Source organism: Nocardia brevicatena NBRC 12119 (assembly GCF_000308495.1).
GTDB lineage: Bacteria > Actinomycetota > Actinomycetes > Mycobacteriales > Mycobacteriaceae > Nocardia > Nocardia brevicatena.
Genome location: NZ_BAFU01000020.1, coordinates 42,135 through 60,241, shown reverse-complemented (window position 1 = coordinate 60,241; position 18,107 = coordinate 42,135). Strand labels below are relative to the sequence as shown.

Genomic DNA, 18,107 nt, shown 5'->3' with positions numbered 1-18,107 from the left:
CATGCCCCGCAAGCAGATTCCCACCGACACCACTACTGCTGATGTCGTGGACCTGACCGCCCGGCGACGCTGCCACCTGGAACGCTCCGGTCTGGATCCGGTGTCGGTGGCGGTGCACCTCTACGTCGAAACCGGTTCCACCCCGGATTGGGACTACGCGGCCTACCGCGACGACGGCTCGGGGTGGGCGGCATGAGCGACACCCAGCCCGAGCAGGTGCGGCTAGTGATCGAAGCCACCGACAAGCCCACCACCAAGCGGGGCCGTCCCCACCGCTCCCGCACCGACCGATACGCCCCGTGTCCGGGGCAGCTGTCCCTGTTCGACTCTGTCACCAGCGAGGAAACCTGATGCAGACCGTGGCTCCCCACCTCGAGGAGTCCCCGAAGGTCCGGCAGACCGCGGCCCAGCGTCGCGCTCTGCCGGATTTCCGGGATATCGCCGAAGCGGTGGCCGACCAGGAAAAGGTGTGCCGGCGACCGATCCCGATGCGCGTCTACGACCCCAAGACCTTCACCGTGGAATACGTCGGCGCCCCGTGCAAGTCCACCATGGCCTCGGTGTGCCCGGCCTGCGCGCAACGCAACCGGTATCTGCGGATCACCCAATGCCGCGAGGGCTGGCACCTGGACACCGACCCGGCCACCGAGAAGACCGCACCGAGCCAGCGGCAGCAAGAACTGTTGGCACAGCGGGCGGATGTGTGCGACGGCTACCGGGCGGCCAAGGCCGACGACGACACCGAACTGGCCGAGTTCTTCGCCGAGACCATCACCGGTATCGACGCCGAACTCCGCGCCCTGGGCCTGCGTAAACGGCTGCCCCCGTTGGAGCCACCCGTGAAACAGCGGCGGGTGCGCTCGACGCGGCGGCGTCAGGACGTGCCGAACCTGCCCCGGCTCAAGGTGTCCAAGCACACCATCGGCCGCCAGTTCGCCGGTAAGTATCGGCCCTCGATGTTCGTGACCTTGACCCTGGACTCCTATGGGCCGGTGCGCTCGGATGGGTCCCCGGTCGACTTCGACACCTACGACTATCGGCGTGCGGCGCGGGACATCGTGTTCTTCTCCAACCTGGTGGATCGGTGGTTTCAGAACCTGCGCCGGGTGGTCGGCTACAACGTGCAGTACTGGGGCACGGTCGAACCGCAGAAACGCGGGGCGCCCCACCTGCATTTGGCGATTCGGGGCGCGATCGGTCACAAGGTCATCCGCCAGGTGACCGAGGCCACCTACTTCCAGGCCTGGTGGCCGCGCTTCGACCCGGAGAACGAGGTGTACTCCGGTGAGCACATGCCGGTGTGGGACCACCGGGCGGCCACGTTCGTCGACCCCACCAGTGGCCGGCCGTTGACCGGGTTCGACGACGCATTGGACATCCTGGCCGGGGTGGACAACTGGGAGCCGGCGCATGTGGCGCGGTTCGGGGTGCAGGTCGATTCCAAGGGCATCCTCGGCGGCACCGAGGAGGTCAACCGGCACATCGGGTACATGACCAAGTACCTGACCAAGTCCATCGGTGAGGTCCTGGAAGCGAAGACGCCGCGGGCGGCCGACCACTACGACCGGCTCCACAGTGAGTTGCAGCGGGTGCCGTGCTCCAAACGCTGCCCGGTGTGGTTGCGCTACGGCATCGTCCCGGTCGGCGCCACCGACAAGACGGTACCCGGCCGCTGCAAGGGCAAAGCCCACCGCCGCGACACCCTCGGGCTGCCGGGGCGGCGGGTGCTCAAGTCGGATCTGTGGTCGGGCAAGACCCTGGCCGATCACAACGCCGATCGGGCGGAGTTTGTTCGGCAACTGCTGGCCCGCTTCGGCATCGAGAAGCCGGACCGCTCCCACCTACAGATCACCCCGGTTCAACCGGGCGACCCGAACGCGCTGCCGCGTGACCATCTGATCTTGGCGACCATCGCCCGACGCTCGGCCTGGCGGGCGGAATACACCAGGGCACTACTGGCGGCGGCCGGGCCGCCGGGCGGGCAGGAAAGTTCGGCAATTCCGGAAGCGGCATAGCACCACGGGAGGGAGACAGTGATGAGCGAGGAAGAGACCTATTTGCGGGCCAAGGACTGCGAGGCGCTGACGGGGATTCCGGAGGCCACCTGGCGGTGGTGGGCGCACGTCGGGCGGGGTCCGGCGAGCTTCAAGCTGGGGCCGCGTCGGCGGGTGTGGCGTAAGTCGGTGGTCCTGGCGTGGATCGCTGAACAGGAGAAGTTGACCGGCACGGGTGAGGCTGCCTGATGACGACTCGGCGTAATCCGCGGTCGGGTGTGGAGGATCGCTGGTATCCGACCGTGACGGTGGTCGACCCGGTGACGGGCGAGAAGACCCGGAAGAAGATCAAATCGCCTCGGTGCGGCAAGGGGAAGCGGTGGCGGGCTCGCTACGTCGACCCGAACGGGGTGGAACGGGCGCGCTCGTTCGACACCAAGGCGGCTGCTCAGCGGTTCCTCGACGGTGATGTGACGACGAAGGTCGTGACCGGCACGTGGGTGGACCCCGACCGTAGCGGGGTGCTGTTCGAGGTCGTGGCGGAGAAGTGGTATGCGACCAAGAAGTTCCGCAAACCGAAAACGGTGGCCGGCTACCGGTCCTTGTTGGATACGCTCGTTCTACCGGAGTGGGGCAAGAAGCCACTGCGCGATATCGAGTTCGAGGATGTGCAGGCGTGGGTGGTGCGGCTGTCGGAGTCCGGGGGCTTCCGGTTCAAGGGCAAGGGGCTGTCGGCGTCTCGGGTTATCCAGGCGTACCAGGTCCTTGATCAGGTGTTGCGGTTCGCCATCAAGGCCAAGCGGCTTGCGGTGAACCCGGCTGAGGAGATCGACCTACCGCAGAAGTCCTCCGCCGAGAAGCGGTTTCTCACGCACGTGGAGGTCCTGCGGCTGGCTATGGCGGCCGGTCGGTTCCGAACCCTGGTTTTCGTGTTGGCGTACACCGGCATCCGGTTCGGTGAGGCAATCGCCCTGCGTGTCAGCGATATCGATCTGAAACGCCAGCGAATCACCATTGCACGTTCGGCAACGTATGTCGCCGGACAGGGCATCGTGGAGACCGACACGAAGAACCACACATCGCGGTCGGTTCCCGTCCCTCGGTTTCTGGTTGACCAATTGACCCAGATCATCGAGGAGCGGGACCAACAGGCGCTGGTGTTCGAGAGCCGGAACGGTGGCCATCTGCCGTTGGGTGAGTTCCGCTGGGTCTTCGACCAGGCAGCGGAGGCGGCCGGTTTGGATGGCGTGGTGCCGCATGGGCTTCGTCATACCGCGGCGTCGCTGGCTATCAGTTCCGGGGCGAATATCAAGGTCGTTCAGAAGATGCTCGGCCACAAGACGGCGACGCTCACTCTCGATCTGTACGGCCATCTGTTCGACGATGATCTCGCCCCTGTGGCCGACGCGATGCATCGTGGGGCGCTGGCTGCTGCGGACTCTCTGCGGACCGACCAGGCGTCCGACACCGGTTCCGGTACCGGAAGTAGCGATCTACCTGCTGCATAGCAGTGCCCCCAGTGGGATTCGAACCCACACTGGGCGGATTTTAAGTCCGCTGCCTCTGCCAATTGGGCTATAGGGGCTTGCGGATCACACACTACCGACTCGTACGTTTGTACCGGAATACTCGAGGAAAGAGTCACACTGTGGGATCTGTCCGCACGGCCTCGCACGCCTCGACCAGGACATCGGCAGCGAGCAGCCCGGACTCCTCCGCGCTCTCGCGGATATCTTCGGACAGCCCCCGGTCGGTGGTCACGGCGCACAAGGCCAGTTGTAAGGCCTCGCCGAGTAGGCCTAGTCGGTACACGACGAGCGGTTCGTCCAGTTCCTCGTCCTCATCCTCCCATCCGACGGGCTGAGCGGCGTGGATGCGGTGGCGGCGGAGGGTGTCCTCGCCGAGCACTTTCATGAACTCGACCGCCGCCGCCATACACCGGTTGTGGGCGACCCGGTACTCGTTACGATCGGCACCCTTCTCGATCAGCACCGCGGTGACACTGGCCGCGGTGAACATACCATCGCAAATCCTGGCGGGGGTCACCTCGGCCGAGCCGGGCCGGGCGGTGGCGAGCGCGGTGGTCACCGCGTCGATCCACCGCACCACCAGCTCGGTACCGGTGGTTTCGGCCGGTACCGATCGCTCCGGTTGCCGGGCTCGCTGCCGCCGAAACCACCGCCAAGGTTTGCCCATCGCGTTCACCCCTGTTCGGACGATGTCTTACCGACCAGCGAATGCCGGCGGCCGTATCCGAAGTAGATCACCAAACCGAGCGCCATCCAGACAACGAAACGCAGCCAGGTCTCAACCGAGAGGTTCACCATCAGCCACAAGCAGGCCAGAACCGCCAGAATCGGCAGCACCGGCACGAACGGAACCCGGAAACCGCGCTCCAGCTCGGGGCGGGTGCGGCGCAGGATCAGCACGCCGAGGGCGACCAGGACAAAGGCGAACAGCGTGCCGATGTTCACCATCTCCGCCAACGTCCCGAACTCGACGAAACCGCCCATGATCGCGCACGCCACACCGATCAGCACGGTGACCCGCACCGGCGTGCCCCGCTGCCCGGTGCGGGCGAGCGCCCGCGGCACCAGCCCGTCTCGGGACATCGCGAACAGTACCCGGGTCTGGCCGAGCAGCAGCACCATGACCACGGTGGTGAGACCGGCGAGCGCGCCGACGGAGATGATGTTCTTGGCCCAGGTCGCGCCGTGTTGGGCGAAGGCGGTGGCCAAGGTGGCGTTCTCCCCGGCGAGGTCGGTGTAGGGCACCATCGCGGCGAGCACCAGCGAGACCACCACATACAGCACGGTGACGATGATCAGCGAGCCGATGATGCCGCGCGGCATATCGCGCTGCGGGTTCTTGGTCTCCTCCGCGGCGGTGGCCACCACGTCGAAGCCGATGAAGGAGAAGAACAGCAGGCTGGCGGCCGCGAGCAGGCCGTACCAGCCGAAAGTGCTGTTACCGGCGCCGGTGACGAAGGAGAACAGCGACTGCCGCAGCCCCTCTCCCATATCGCTCGGCCGCGATTCGGGGATGAACGGGGTCAGGTTCGCGGCGTCGAAGTAGCGCAGGCCCGCGAGGATCACCAGCAGGATCACCGCGAGCTTGATGGCGACCACGACCGCCGACACCCGCGACGACACCTTGGTTCCGGTGGCCAGCACCACCGTGAGCACGGCGATCAGCAGCACCGAACCCCAGTCGAACTTGGTCGACCCGAAGTGCCAGACCGGGGACGAACCCATCAGCTCGCCCAGATACTGTGACCAGCCCTTGGCCACCACCGAGGCGGCGAGGGCGAATTCCAGGATGAGATCCCAGCCGATGATCCAGGCCGCCAGCTCGCCGAAGGTGGCGTAGGAGAAGGTGTAGGCGCTGCCCGCGACCGGGACGGTGGAGGCGAACTCGGCGTAGCACAGGGCGGTCAGCCCGCAGGCGATGGCCGCGAAGACGAACGCCAGCGATACCGACGGTCCCGCGACATTACCGGCCGTGCGCGCGGTGAGGGTGAAGATACCGGCGCCGATGACGACCGCGACCCCGAAAACGGTGAGGTCCCAGGCGGTGAGATCCTTGCGCAGTTTCGCGTCCGGATCATCGGTGTCACGGATCGACTGTTCGATCGATTTGGTTCGGAACAGCGAACCGCGGTGGTTCTGGATCGCCACGGCGTTCTCCTTTCGACGGGCCTTAACGCACGCCCGCCATCTGTCGGGTTATCCATGGTGACAGGACGACGACCACCATACCCGCAAAAACGGCAACCGTACCGGTAATACCGAAATAAGCGAACTCGTGGTCGGCGCTGTAATAGCGGGCCACCATTCCCGACAGAGCGGTACCCATGGCGACCGAGAGAAAATACAGCGCCATCATCTGGGCGCGGAACAGCTCCGGAGCCAACTGGGTGGTGACCGCGAGTCCAATGGGCGACAGCAGCAGCTCCGAGACGGCGAACACGGCCATGACGAACAGCACCAGCAGGGCGGGCACGGCGCGGCCCTCGGTTCCGGCCAAGGGCACGAACAGCCAGAAGGCGACACCCATCCCCACCACACCGAGCGCGAACTTGTGCGGGGTGCTCGGCGCCCGATCGCCGAGCCTGGTCCACAGCAGTGCGAACAGCGGTGAAAGCACCACGACCCATACCGGCTCCACCGAGCCGATCCAGTTCGCGGGTGCCGCCCAACCGAAGACGGACCAGTTGATCCGCTCGTCGGAGTACACCGCGAGCACGGTGAAGATCTGCTGGAACAGCATCCAGAACATCACATTGGCGATGAACAACGGCAGGAAGGCCCAGACGCGGCTGCGTTCGAGGCGAGTCACCCGGATGTGGGTGAGCAGGACGACGAAGTAGACACCGGCGGCGCCGGCGATGAGCACGGTGGTGACGGTGGGCAGGTTGTCCAGGGTGATCAGCCCGGTACCCCACACGAGGGCGACAACCACCGCGACACCCACCACTCCCGCGAGAAGCGGCGTAGCGGACGCCCGCGACAGGGGGTTCGGTATCTGCTTGCCCGCCGAACCCAGATTGCCGCGGAACGCCGCGTACTGCGCGAGCCCCAAGGCCATCCCGACGGCGGCGGCGGCGAACCCGGCATGGAATCCCCAGTTCCGCTGCAACAGCCCGGTCAGTAGCGGACCGATCAGGGCGCCGAGGTTGATGCCCAGGTAGAACAGCGTGAAACCACCGTCGACCCGCGGATCGCCATGCCGGTAAAGCGTGCCGAGCAAAGAGGAGGCGTTCGCTTTCAGCCCGCCACTGCCGACGGCCACCAGGACCAACCCCACCCCTACACCGGCCGACCCTGGCAGGATGGCCAGTGCGAGATGTCCGGCCATCACCACCATACCGCCGTAGAAGACGGTGCGTTCCATTCCGAGCAGCCGGTCGGCCACCCAGCCGCCGAGCACGGTACACAGATAGACCAGCCCGCCGTAGGCGCCGACCAGGCCGAGCGCGGTGTCCTGCGACAGTCCGAGACCGCCGCGGGACGTCGAGTAGTACAGGTAGTAGCCGAGGATGGTGAGCATCCCGTAGAAAGAGAAACGCTCCCACAGTTCGACGCCGAACAGATTCGTCAACCCGATGGGATGACCGAAAAAGGTCCGCCTCGAAGCAGGCGGACCGGTTGTTACTGCGTCGGGCATCCTCCGACCTTCGCACGTTCGAGGGGGTAATGGGGCGTCCATACCGAAATCAACCGGAACATACGTCCGCTAATAGCGTGCATGGCGGCTGCTCATGCGAGATCGACGGTGACCGGGCGGACAAGGCCGCCGCTCGGGCAGGCGCACCACGTGGCCCGGGACGTCTCAGTGGGAGTCGGCAATGGACAGCGCGATCCCGTCCAGAATGTCGTGCTCGCTCACCACCAGCTCCCGGATCCCGGCCCGGCGGGCCAGCTCGTCGGCCAGCACCTCGGTGATGACCGCGCCGCCGCCGATCACATCCACCCGCCCGGGATGGATGGTGCGGATCGCCGCTCGCTGATCGTGGTCCAGACCGACGATCCGGTCGCATACCCGGTGCACCTCGTCCAGTGGGAAGCGGCTCAAATGGGTCCTGCTCGAATCGTATTCGGGCAGCCCGAGCGCGACCGCGGCCAACGTGGTCATGGTGCCCGCGACACCGACCCAGGTATGGGTCCGATCGACCGGTACATGGGTGAATGCCTCCGCGAGCCGTTCGGTCGCGAAAGCGCGGGCAGCGGCGATCTGCTCGGCGTCCGGCGGATTACCGGGCAGGCAACGTTCGGTGATCCGGACGCATCCGATATCGGCCGAGAACGCCGCCGCCACACCGGAAGCGTCCCCGACGACGAGTTCGGTGGACCCACCACCGAGGTCCACTACCAGAAACGGCCCCGATTCGGCGGGCAACTCCCCCACCGCGCCCGCGAACGACAGCCGCGCCTCCTCATCGCCGGTGATGACCTCCGCGTCCGCGCCCGGCACCACCGTGCCCAACTCGGCGCGGGCCATGGTGAAGAAATCGTCCCGGTTCGCGGCATCCCGAGTGGCCGAGGTCGCCACCATCCGCACCCGTTTCACCTCGTGTGCGCGCATGAGCGCGACGTAGTCGGCCAGCGCCGCCCGCGTGCGTTCGATCGCCTCCGGCACCAGCCGACCGGTCGCGTCGACCCCCTGCCCCAACCGGACGATACGCATCTCCCGGTGCACATCGCGCAGTCGGCCGTCCGCGCCGATATCGGCGATGAGCAGACGGATCGAATTCGTACCGCAGTCGACCGCGGCCACCCGATCGTTCACGACTCCCCTTCCATACGCTCGAATACCGGCCAGTCCGCGGGAATGGCGGTACCGCGCAACCCGTGTTCGGCGGCCAGCGCCACCGCTTCGTCGCCGAGCGGGTTCACACCCGGCCCCTTCGCCAGCGCGTGCGCCATCAGCACATGCAGGCATTTCACTCGTTCCGGCATACCACCGCCGGAGAAATCGGTGCCCAGTGATTCGATGGCGTCCCGTTCGGCCAGATAACTTTCGTGCGCGGCGCGATAGGCAGCGGCCAGATCCGCGTCCCGACCCAACCGTTCGGTCATCTCCCTCATCATGCCCGCCGACTCCAGCCGACTGGCCTCGGCGGTCAGCCGGGGATCGGTGAGGTAGTAGAGCGTGGGGAACGGGGTGCCGTCCGGAAGTCGCGGCGCGGTCTTCACCACGGCCGGGACACCGTCGGGGGTGCGGTAGGCGATGGCGAGCACCCCGCGCGGGGCGCGGCCCAATTGTTCGGCGACGATCTGCAGATCCCGGTCGTCGGGTTCGATCACCTGGGTCCTTTCGGATGCGGGGCGGGGTCGTCGGCCTGCGGTTCGGCACCGGGCCGGGGTTCGGCGATACTGCGCCACAGGTCCGTGTACCAGGGGTCCGGCACCCGGGGGCGGGTTGACGGGTCCGGCGGGGCGGGGGCCTCGATACCCGGCACCTGCACGATGTAGGGAGTCTCGCCGGGCATCACCAGCCGCAGCCGGTCACGGGCCTCGGACCGGATATAGGCGGGGTCCCGTTGCTGGTCGCGGCGGGCCCGCAGGCCGGCCAGACCGTCTTCCAGCTCACGCCGCTCCTGCGCCAACTGGGCGGCCTCGGCGCGCTGGGTGAGGTAGGTGCGCATCGGCACGGCCAGGGTCATGGCCAGCGCGCACACCACCATCGCCAGGATCACCGCCCTGCCGGTGGACAGACCGAGAACGGTGTGTCCCGACATTCGCTTCTTCTCGATGCGGCGGCGGAGCCGGGTCGCCGCGTCCGCCCGGCCGTGCACATCGGCGGCCGGGCGGGACCGTGCGGCACGCGTCGTACGGCGGTCCCCGCGGCCGGCGGGACTGTTACCACGCGTACGTCGCTCGGTCATCTCGGCCCTCGAGAACTCAGACCTCGAAGGCGAACCGCGGGAACGCGACATCGCCCGCGTACCGGGCCGAATCGCCGAGGGCGTCCTCGATGCGCAGCAGCTGGTTGTACTTGGCGACGCGCTCACTGCGGGCCGGGGCGCCGGTCTTGATCTGGCCGCTGCCGACCGCCACCGCCAGATCGGCGATGGTGGTGTCCTCGGTTTCCCCGGACCGGTGGCTCATCATGGTCTTGTAGCCGTTGCGGTGGGCCAACTCGACCGCGTCCAGTGTCTCGGTGAGGGTGCCGATCTGGTTCACCTTCACCAGCAGCGCATTGGCGGCACCCTTGGCGATACCGTCTTCCAGCCGTTCGGGGTTGGTGACGAACAGGTCATCGCCGACCAGCTGGATCTTCTCGCCGATCTGATCGGTGAGCGCCACCCACCCGTCCCAGTCGTCCTCCGACAGCGGGTCCTCGATGGAGACCAGCGGGTAAGCGGCGAGCAGTTCGGTGTAGAACTGCGTCATCTCGGCGGCGGTGCGCACGGCGCCCTCGAATTTGTAGCCGCTCTCCGCGGTGTAGAACTCGGTCGCGGCGACATCCAGGGCGAGCGCGACGTCCCGGCCCGGCTTCAGACCGGTCTTCTCGATCGCGTTGCCGATCAGGTCCAGCGCTTCCCGGGTACCGGCCACATCGGGGGCGAAACCGCCCTCGTCGCCGAGCCCGGTGGACAGGCCCTTGCTCTTGAGCACCGCCTTCAGGGCGTGGTATACCTCCGCGCCCCAGCGCAGCGACTCCTTGAAGGTCGGCGCGCCGATCGGGGCGACCATGAACTCCTGCACATCCACCCCGGTATCGGCGTGCGCGCCGCCGTTGAGGATGTTCATCATGGGAACGGGCAGCACATGCGCGTTCGGACCGCCCAGATAGCGGAACAGTTCCAGCCCGGACGATTCGGCGGCCGCCCGGGCCACCGCCAGCGACACACCGAGCAGTGCGTTCGCTCCCAGCCGGGACTTGTCCGGGGTGCCGTCCAGGTCGAGCAGCGCCTGATCGACGGTGCGCTGTTCGACGGCGTCCAGGCCGATCACGGCCGGCGCGATCTCGTCGAGTACCCCTTCGACCGCCTTCTGCACGCCCTTGCCCAGATAGCGGTCGCCGCCGTCACGCAACTCGACGGCCTCGTGCTCGCCGGTGGACGCTCCCGACGGCACCGCGGCGCGGGTCAGGGTGCCGTCATCGAGGGCGACCTCGACCTCGACGGTGGGGTTTCCGCGCGAATCCAGGATCTCGCGAGCTCCGACCTGTTCGATGATGGCCACGAAAACAACACTCCTTCGGCTGTTGGCACGGTAGTGATCAGGGACGAGCCGTGCGGTTGCGAGCCTATCGTCCGCTCCGGCCGGCGAGTAACCGGCACTCCGGGCATGTGTTGTTCATCCGGGCGCGGGGCACCCCGGCACGCCACTCGAGCGGACCCGCGAGTGGCGGATTCCGATAGCGGAGTCGGGTCAGACGCGCCGACCCACGCTGTATGCCGCGGCGCGGTCGCGCACCAGTTTCATATAGCTCTCCGAGCGGTTGTACGTGTACAGCGCTTTGCTCCACCCTTCCGCTGTCGTCAGTTGCCCGCCGGAGTCGCACAGATATTTGGCCGCGGTCAACGTGGCGTCATCGATACTGTGCGGGTCGGCGACACCGTCGCCGTTGGCGTCCACACCCCAGCGCTGCCAGGTTTCCGGAATGAACTGCATCGGGCCCACCGCCCGGTCGTGCACCGAATCCCCGTCGAGACGCCCGCCGTCGGTGTCGACGATTCGCGCGACCCCCGGCGAACCGTCCAGCGGCACACCGATAATCGGCGGATCCACCCGTCCGTCATCCCCCACCTGGGACCCTCGATACCGGCCGTGTTTGCTCTCCACACTGCCGATACCGGCGAGCGTCGTCCAGGCGATACCGCAATCCGGCCGCGCCCGGCCCATCACCGCCGCCGCATATCCGTACGCCTCCAGCGCGGGCACCGGGATCTCCAGGCCATCGGCCTGCTCCTGTGCCCACCCCCGCAACTGCGACGCGGAGCGGCCCGGGGCGTCGAGATCGATCATCGGCAGCAGGGTGCCGGGGCCGGGTGGGATACCCTCCGGGATCGGCACCAGATCACGATCGAGCCCACAGCCGGCGAGGACCGCGGTGAGCAGTGCTGCGATGAGGGCAGCAACCTTCTTCGAGAACACTCTTCCATAATCCAGGTGGGCGACGCGACGGCCGTGGACGAACACGGGGCCCGCCCCGGATTCCGAGGCGCGAACGACCTTCCCCGCAGCGGCCCGGTATCTGCTGCCGGATCATGGAGGCTGTTTTCTCACCGAACAGATATGTCCCGAACATTATGTGCACGTTCGGGACATATCGCCGGCGGGCACGGCTCGAATTCGGCTTGTTCGATCAGAGCCAGCGGGACGCGTTCTGCTTATCGGTGGTGGTCATATTGATCGCACCGTCCTCGACAACCTTGGCGATGCGCTCCATGATGTCCATCAGGTCCTCATGGGCCTTGTTCCACCGGTTCTGCTTGGCGTCGTAGGCGATCTTGGCCTCGTCGGATTCCCAGGAAGACGCCAGCTGATTGACGTAGTTCAGCAACTCCCCATGGCTTTCGGAAATCCGCCCCTTGGAGGTGCGGATATCGCCGGTCATCGCCAACAGCTGGCCTTCCGAGTACTTCATCGACATAGCATTACTCCTGAGCTTTGAACGGAAATGGGTTCTACGACTAGATCTTCAGGCTCGAGCCCAGTTCGGCGGAGGCGCCCAGGGCGTCGATGGCGTCCTGGTTCGCCTGCTCGGCCTGCGTATAACCTTTGCCGTTCTCGCGAATGAGGACCGCGATCTCGGCCAGCACATCGTGCAGCGCGCGGGTCTGGCGGTCGTAGTCGTCCATGATCCGGCGGAAGGCGAGAGCTGCGGTGCCTTCCCAGTTCCCCTGCGAGCCCGCGACAATATTACGGACGTTGCCGAGCTCGGTCTGCAGCGAATCGTTCACTGTCTCGACATGCTTGGCAGCGGTCTCCATTGCCGCTACATCGGTTATGACGTTGCCCGCCATGGCTCCTCCTTATGAGTTCGGTTCCGGACCCCTGCCTCCGCAAACGGCCCGAACTTGCCTTACATGATGATTGGACGCACCAGCGGCCGAATCGGTTCCATGTATTTCGAGAGTGCCCCGCCTGCTCATGGGATGACTTCCAGCGAAGTTGCGAGGTCTACACAGATACGTGTGATCGAGTCCTGCCCCCCTGTCCGGTACTGACACCCGATACTGACCTGGGTGCTGTGCTCGACAATAACATGCCAGTCGACGAGTGACCCGTCTTCCGGATGCTCGGTATAGGCCAACCCGGGACGCCCCGCGAAGACCACATCACGGCGGAGAGCGGTGACGGAACCGGCTGGGCGCTGGGCGATCTGCGTCTCCAGGGTGGCGGCGACCCGGTCGTAACCGACATCCGGTGCCACGGGCTGTTGGACGACGGTTATGCGGGCGCGAGGACCGCTGTCGGGCACCAGGTCCAGACGGTGGCCGGTGTCGGCGGATGGGTCGGCGACATGCCAGCCGGCGGGCACGGTCAGCCGAATGTGTCCGAAGGTCTGCGACTGCGCGGGAACGGAAGTGGGTGGCTGCCGCACGGGCTCGGAGGGCGCGGTCGGTGACGCGGAGGCGGGTGCGGCCGCGTGAACGTCGGTGTCGTCGCTTCTGCCCCGGACCAGGACGAGACCGCCCGCGATCACCAGCGCGAGCACCACCACCGCGGCGACGCCCAGGTAGAGCGGAAAGCGGTTGCGGGGCAAGGGGGTCGCGACGGCACGGTCACGCATCGGCTGCAGCCACTCGGTATCGGGGCGCGCCGCCGGAAGCACCGACCGATAGGGCTGTTCCTGGCGGACATCGCGCGCCAGATCGGCACCCGCCACAGCGTGCAGTTCGGTCGAGGCACCGCACACCTCGGCGACGATACCGCCGATCCGCTCCAGGAAAGCCTGGTCGCCTCGGCCGGTGACCAGCACGCATTCGGATGGACGGCCGTCGAGCAGCCGTTCGAGCAAGGATCGGAAAACCGCGGGAGACGTTGCGTCCGCCGCGATTTCGGCCGCGGCGAGATTCGGTTCGTACTCACAGGATTCGACGCGGAGTCCGTCGTGAGTCGGGATCACGGTGGATGCCGTGGTCGCCAGGGCACCGAATTCCACCACCACGGTGCGCCGATCGCGGTCACGCCGCGCGGCGAGTACCGCACGAACGGCAGCCTCGGCGAACACCACCTGCGCGGCATATCGGCAGGCAGCGGATTCGACCACCGCCAAGCGGCGGGTATCCCATTCGGTCGGGCATACGAGGGTGAGCCGCCCACACGGGCCACCCACACGCAGTTCCGCGAGCGCATGCCCGATCACCGCCTCCATCGCCTGCTGCGGAGTCGGCATACCCGGCTCGTAGGCGATCCGGTCGGCGGTGAGCAGCTGCGGTACCGACACCGCGATCGACGGAGGTGCGAGAGGTTCGCCGACCACCAGGCGACCATCGCCGCCGGGGGTGACCGAGGGTGGGATATCGGCGTGCGTATACGCGCTCCACGCCCACAGGTGAGTGTCGGTCAAGGCCAGGTCGACGACGGCTGTCACTGCGTCGGAATCCAAGAGGTCTGGATGAGGTCGGTGCCCTTGCGACCGATCAGGGTGCCGCGTCCCGGCGGCAGGGCGGTGGGTCGGACATTGCCGAGCAGGGCGCCTTCCTCACGGTTACCGCTCATGAGCAGGCCCGGGGTGGCGACATCGCGCATCCGGGAGATGACGGGCTCGTACATCGCACGCGACGCACCACCGGAGCGGCGCGAGATGATCAGATGGAACCCGACATCCTTGGCCTGGGCCAGCAGGTCGACGACCGGTGCGATCGGGTTGCCGGCGGAACCGCCGGCAACCAGGTCGTAGTCGTCGACGACCAGGTACAGATCCGGCCCGGACCACCACGACCGGTCCCGTAGCTGCTGCGGCGTGATATCCGAACCGGGCAGGCGGGACTGCAGGAGAGCGACGACATCGCGCACATTGACCGCCAGCCCCTGCGCATTGGTGGCGTAGGCGGCCAGCCGGTCGCTGTCGACCGCGCCGAGCAGGGTGCGGCGGAAATCGACCAGCACGATCGCGGCATGGCCGCGCTCATTGGATTCGATGATTCCGCTGATGATGTTGCGCAGCAGGGTGGTCTTACCGCATTCGGTGTCACCGAAGACAAGGAAGTGCGGGTTCTCGTCGAAGTCGAGGTATACCGGCGCCAGCTCCGCCTCGTCGATACCGATCGGGATCTTCGAGTTCCGCTGGTTGCGGTCCACTCCGGCGGGCCAGCCGATATGGCGGAGCAGCTCGTCGCGGACGAGCCGGTCCGGCAGCATCCGGACCGGGGACGCATGCCGACCGGGCGTCGCCGCCGCGATCCGGTTCACGGCGTCGGCGACACCGATACTCAGATCCTCCGGGTTGGAACTGCCGTCCACTCGCGGCAAGGCGGTGAGCATGTGCAGGTTCTCCGGTGTCATACCGCGACCGGGCCGGCCCAACGGGACCAGCGCCGCGACCTTGCGGCCGAATTCGGAGTCGGCCGGATCACCGAGCCGCAGTTCGAGCCTGGTGCCGATCTGGTCCTTCAACGCGGGCCGCGCGTCCATCCACCGCGACAGCGAGATGACCACGTGCACGCCGTAGGACAGACCCTGCACCGCCAGCTGCATGATCGGCTGTTCCAACGGCTCGAAATCCTGGCGGATGGAACTGAAACCGTCGATGACCAGGAACACGTCGCCGAACGGATCCTCGTGCGCACCCGCCGCGGCGGGGCTGCTCGACGGGTCGGTGGCACGCAAGCGCCGGAAATCGGCCATCGATTCGATACCGAGCCGGTGGAATCGCGCCTCGCGCTGCCGAACGATGGTGGTGATCTCGGAGATCGTGCGACGGACCTTGTTCTCGTCGAGCCGCCCCGCGACCGAACCGACATGCGGCAGGCCCTCCAGGCCGGCCAGGGTACCGCCACCGAAGTCGAGACAGTAGAACTGCACCTGTTCGGCGGTGTGGATCAACGACATCGCCATGATCAGCGAGCGCAGCATGGTCGACTTGCCGGACTGCGGACCACCCACCACCGCCACATTGCCGAGCGAACCGGACAGGTCCACTACCAGCGGGTCGCGCCGTTGATCGTAGGGACGGTCGACGATACCGATCGGCGCGCGCAACGACGCCATCGCGGAGTGGTCGCCGGTCAGCAGCGAACGCGGGATCAGCTGGTCCAGCGACGGGGCGTAATCGAGCGGTGGCAGCCAGATCTCGTGTGCGGGCCGGCCGTGGCCACGGATCCGCGACACCAGCATGCCGAGGTTGGAGACCTGCTCACCGTCCTCGGTCAGTGGTTCCGGCTCGTCGAGGGGGTCCGGCGGCAGGGGTATCCGATCCGCGAAACGGAAGTCGACGTGTTTGGCCGAGAACGGGCGGGCCGTGATATCGATTTCACCGGCCTGGGTCGCCACGGTGATATCGCGCTGCGAGCCACCGCCGACATACGGGCCCGAAACATACGCCGCCTGAAACCGCTGGATCTCACCCGAATCCGATTTCAGATACCCGCCGCCGGGGCTGTTCGGCAGATTGTAGGCGTCCGGAACGCCGAGTACCTGACGGGATTCGTTGGCGGAGAAGGTTTTCAGGCCGATTCGGTAGGAAAGGTGGCTCTCCAGACCCTTCAGCTTGCCCTCTTCCAACCGCTGTGAGGCGAGCAGCAGGTGGACGTGCAGCGAACGGCCGAGCCGGCCGATCATCACGAACAGTTCCGCGAAATCCGGGTGCTGGGTGAGCAGTTCGGAGAACTCGTCGAGTACCACGAACAGCGCCGGCAGTGGATCCAGATCGGCACCCGCCGCGCGGGCCTTCTCGTATTCGGAGACATTGGCGAAGTTGCCGGCCTGGCGCAGCACTTCCTGGCGACGGTTCATCTCGCCGGCCAGCGCGTCCCGCATACGGTCGACGAGGTCTGCCTCTTCCTCCAGGTTGGTGATAATGGCCGCCACATGCGGAACGCCCTCGAGCCCAAGGAAGGTGGCGCCACCCTTGAAGTCGACCAGGACCAGGTTCAGCTGGTCGGGCGAATGGGTGGCCAGCAGGCTGAGTACCAGGGTGCGCAGGAATTCCGATTTGCCGGAACCGGTGGCGCCGATGCACAAACCGTGCGGACCCATACCCGACTCGGCGGCCTCCTTGATATCGAGAACGACCGGCAGACCGTCCGCCCCGACACCGAACGGCACCCGCAACCGTTCCCGGCCGTAACGCGGGCGCCAGGCGTGCTCGGGATTGAATGAGCCGATATCGCCGAGGCCCATCAGCTGGCTCCAACTGGAGATGGTCTCGGTCTCCTCGACCTCGATATCGCTGCTGCGCTGGGTCGCCGCGCGATACGGGGCGAGCCGGCGCGCGACCTGCTGGGCCTGTTCAGGGCTGATCCGGTCGATCACCGCGAACCGCTCCTGATTGCCCGTGGCGCCGCGGCCGATGCACTCGCCGTTCTCGACGACCATCTTGATACCGCGTGAAACCGCCAGGCGCGGAGCGTATCCACACAGGTCGATGATGGTGACACCCTCGTACCCGGATTCCCGGAGCTGATCCTCCTCTGCCTCCAGCAGACCGCCGTCCACCACCACGACGATGTGCACGAGATTGGCGTTGGCGGGTTGATTGCGCGAGTATCGGACGCGATTGGCCAGCAGCGGCTGCAGTCCGGCCATGGCCTCGCGGATGGACCCGTAGAACATACGCCGGCTGCCCACCCCGTCCTCGGCATCCGGGTGTTGGCTGTGCGGCAGCCATTTGGTCCATTCCCAGTCGCGGACGGTATCCGGACCGCAGACCACCGCGACGAGCACTTGGTCCGGCCCCTGAAACATGGCCAGCTGCACCAGCATCGCCCGCACCATGTCGCGGGCCTGGGCGCGGTCGCCATCGAGGGCGATGGTGGCGAAACCCTTCACCGCGATGGCGGTGGGCAGATCCGGAACCGTGGAATGCGCTCGCACGAAACGCCGCAACGACACCGCGGCGATCGGTTCCAGTTCCTCGACCGGACCGGTTTCCGGCGCCACCAGACGGGTGGCCAGCCGTTGCCCGCCGGTGCCGATACGGGCATGGCAGAAGTCCTTGTCGCCGGCGCGCCGCTCCCACATGCGGCTCGTCCCGGCCAGCATCCAGATGAGACCGGGCTCCGGATGACTCCACTCCACCGCGGCGCGCTGCTGCCGGGCGGTTTCGTCGACATCCTTGCGGACCTGGTCGAGATAGCGCAGATAGTCCTTGCGGTCCTCGTTGGCCTCGGCGGCCTTCTGCCCCTTGCCACCTCCCTGTCCGGCGAACATCCCGACCATGGAGAACAGCATCATGACCGGGAACATCATCGACATCGGGTTCGACGCGATACCGCTGCCCTGGGTGAACAGCAGCGCCATCATCCCCACCATGCCGATGACCATCACCACCGGCATGAGCTTGAGCAGCAGGTTTCCCGGAGTCACCCGGGGGATTTCGGGCGGCGGCTGGAGCGTGACCTCCCCGCCGGGAGTGCGCGGAATCTCCCGGCGCGCGCGCCGCTGAAACCGGACTGTGCTCATCGAACGAGAATCCCCCTCATTGGAATGCAAT

Annotated in this window: 17 protein-coding genes and 1 tRNA gene; 5 read left to right on the top strand and 13 right to left on the bottom strand. The window is 66.8% G+C overall.

Going from position 1 to position 18,107, the window contains the following annotated elements:
* Position 1: 1 nt before the first annotated feature.
* The 5 genes from ON20_RS04495 to ON20_RS04480 are packed head-to-tail and all read left to right on the top strand — an operon-like array spanning position 2 to position 3,502.
* The gene (locus ON20_RS04495; protein WP_218002435.1) at positions 2-196 is read left to right on the top strand and encodes a hypothetical protein; all 195 of its coding nucleotides are present in this window, start codon (positions 2-4) and stop codon (positions 194-196) included.
* Complete coding sequence (locus ON20_RS36065) at positions 193-351, top strand: hypothetical protein (protein WP_157228687.1); 159 nt, start codon at positions 193-195, stop codon at positions 349-351. Before ON20_RS04495 ends, ON20_RS36065 begins: the two co-directional genes overlap by 4 nt.
* On the top strand, positions 351-2,015 hold the full coding sequence (locus ON20_RS04490) for a replication initiator (RefSeq protein ID WP_051161606.1): 1,665 nt from the start codon (positions 351-353) through the stop codon (positions 2,013-2,015). Before ON20_RS36065 ends, ON20_RS04490 begins: the two co-directional genes overlap by 1 nt.
* 21 nt (positions 2,016-2,036) lie before the next feature.
* On the top strand, positions 2,037-2,243 hold the full coding sequence (locus tag ON20_RS04485; protein WP_040833657.1) for a helix-turn-helix transcriptional regulator: 207 nt from the start codon (positions 2,037-2,039) through the stop codon (positions 2,241-2,243).
* A complete protein-coding gene (locus tag ON20_RS04480) occupies positions 2,243-3,502 on the top strand; it encodes a tyrosine-type recombinase/integrase (protein WP_083864631.1) in 1,260 nt (419 codons plus the stop codon). The genes ON20_RS04485 and ON20_RS04480 overlap by 1 nt, the downstream gene beginning before the upstream one ends.
* 3 nt (positions 3,503-3,505) lie before the next feature.
* On the opposite strand, the gene ON20_RS04475 is transcribed toward ON20_RS04480, so the two are convergent.
* The 13 genes from ON20_RS04475 to ON20_RS04415 form a co-directional block, all read right to left on the bottom strand.
* A tRNA-Leu gene (locus ON20_RS04475) sits at positions 3,506-3,579 on the bottom strand.
* 56 nt (positions 3,580-3,635) lie between these two features.
* Positions 3,636-4,190 (bottom strand): hypothetical protein, encoded by a 555-nt coding sequence (locus ON20_RS04470; RefSeq protein WP_040833656.1) that lies wholly within the window; start codon positions 4,188-4,190, stop codon positions 3,636-3,638.
* 5 nt (positions 4,191-4,195) lie between these two features.
* Positions 4,196-5,671, bottom strand: a complete 1,476-nt coding sequence (locus ON20_RS04465; RefSeq protein WP_040833655.1) for an amino acid permease — start codon at positions 5,669-5,671, stop codon at positions 4,196-4,198.
* 22 nt (positions 5,672-5,693) lie between these two features.
* Complete coding sequence (locus tag ON20_RS04460) at positions 5,694-7,160, bottom strand: peptide MFS transporter (RefSeq protein WP_040833654.1); 1,467 nt, start codon at positions 7,158-7,160, stop codon at positions 5,694-5,696.
* 165 nt (positions 7,161-7,325) lie between these two features.
* Positions 7,326-8,282, bottom strand: coding sequence for a Ppx/GppA phosphatase family protein (locus ON20_RS04455; RefSeq protein ID WP_040833653.1), 957 nt, complete (start codon positions 8,280-8,282; stop codon positions 7,326-7,328).
* Entirely contained in the window at positions 8,279-8,800 is a 522-nt protein-coding gene (locus ON20_RS04450; protein ID WP_040833652.1) for a DUF501 domain-containing protein, read from the bottom strand. The genes ON20_RS04455 and ON20_RS04450 overlap by 4 nt, the downstream gene beginning before the upstream one ends.
* Complete coding sequence (locus tag ON20_RS04445; protein WP_040833651.1) at positions 8,797-9,381, bottom strand: FtsB family cell division protein; 585 nt, start codon at positions 9,379-9,381, stop codon at positions 8,797-8,799. Before ON20_RS04445 ends, ON20_RS04450 begins: the two co-directional genes overlap by 4 nt.
* A gap of 16 nt (positions 9,382-9,397) precedes the next feature.
* Positions 9,398-10,684 carry a phosphopyruvate hydratase gene (gene eno, locus ON20_RS04440; RefSeq protein WP_040833650.1) on the bottom strand — a complete coding sequence of 429 codons (1,287 nt, stop codon included), beginning with the start codon at positions 10,682-10,684 and terminating at the stop codon, positions 9,398-9,400.
* A gap of 189 nt (positions 10,685-10,873) precedes the next feature.
* Positions 10,874-11,599, bottom strand: coding sequence for a lytic transglycosylase domain-containing protein (locus ON20_RS04435; protein WP_083864637.1), 726 nt, complete (start codon positions 11,597-11,599; stop codon positions 10,874-10,876).
* Positions 11,600-11,810: 211 nt separating this feature from the next.
* On the bottom strand, positions 11,811-12,098 hold the full coding sequence (locus ON20_RS04430; RefSeq protein ID WP_051161604.1) for a WXG100 family type VII secretion target: 288 nt from the start codon (positions 12,096-12,098) through the stop codon (positions 11,811-11,813).
* A gap of 40 nt (positions 12,099-12,138) precedes the next feature.
* Positions 12,139-12,471 carry a WXG100 family type VII secretion target gene (locus ON20_RS04425; protein ID WP_040833649.1) on the bottom strand — a complete coding sequence of 111 codons (333 nt, stop codon included), beginning with the start codon at positions 12,469-12,471 and terminating at the stop codon, positions 12,139-12,141.
* Positions 12,472-12,596: 125 nt separating this feature from the next.
* Positions 12,597-14,045, bottom strand: a complete 1,449-nt coding sequence (locus tag ON20_RS04420; RefSeq protein WP_040833648.1) for a type VII secretion-associated protein — start codon at positions 14,043-14,045, stop codon at positions 12,597-12,599.
* Positions 14,042-18,076, bottom strand: coding sequence for a type VII secretion protein EccC (locus ON20_RS04415; protein ID WP_040833681.1), 4,035 nt, complete (start codon positions 18,074-18,076; stop codon positions 14,042-14,044). The genes ON20_RS04420 and ON20_RS04415 overlap by 4 nt, the downstream gene beginning before the upstream one ends.
* Between the last annotated feature and the right edge of the window lie 31 nt (positions 18,077-18,107).

Excerpts from the sequence above, each read along its gene's own strand:
- ON20_RS04495 (WP_218002435.1), top strand. The coding sequence starts at position 2 with ATGCCCCGCAAGCAGATTCCCACCGACACCACTACTGCTGATGTCGTG.
- ON20_RS36065 (WP_157228687.1), top strand. The coding sequence starts at position 193 with ATGAGCGACACCCAGCCCGAGCAGGTGCGGCTAGTGATCGAAGCCACC.
- ON20_RS04490 (WP_051161606.1), top strand. The coding sequence starts at position 351 with ATGCAGACCGTGGCTCCCCACCTCGAGGAGTCCCCGAAGGTCCGGCAG.
- ON20_RS04485 (WP_040833657.1), top strand. The coding sequence starts at position 2,037 with ATGAGCGAGGAAGAGACCTATTTGCGGGCCAAGGACTGCGAGGCGCTG.
- ON20_RS04480 (WP_083864631.1), top strand. The coding sequence starts at position 2,243 with ATGACGACTCGGCGTAATCCGCGGTCGGGTGTGGAGGATCGCTGGTAT.
- ON20_RS04470 (WP_040833656.1), bottom strand. The coding sequence starts at position 4,190 with ATGGGCAAACCTTGGCGGTGGTTTCGGCGGCAGCGAGCCCGGCAACCG.
- ON20_RS04460 (WP_040833654.1), bottom strand. The coding sequence starts at position 7,160 with ATGCCCGACGCAGTAACAACCGGTCCGCCTGCTTCGAGGCGGACCTTT.
- ON20_RS04445 (WP_040833651.1), bottom strand. The coding sequence starts at position 9,381 with ATGACCGAGCGACGTACGCGTGGTAACAGTCCCGCCGGCCGCGGGGAC.
- ON20_RS04430 (WP_051161604.1), bottom strand. The coding sequence starts at position 12,098 with ATGTCGATGAAGTACTCGGAAGGCCAGCTGTTGGCGATGACCGGCGAT.
- ON20_RS04425 (WP_040833649.1), bottom strand. The coding sequence starts at position 12,471 with ATGGCGGGCAACGTCATAACCGATGTAGCGGCAATGGAGACCGCTGCC.
- ON20_RS04415 (WP_040833681.1), bottom strand. The coding sequence starts at position 18,076 with ATGAGCACAGTCCGGTTTCAGCGGCGCGCGCGCCGGGAGATTCCGCGC.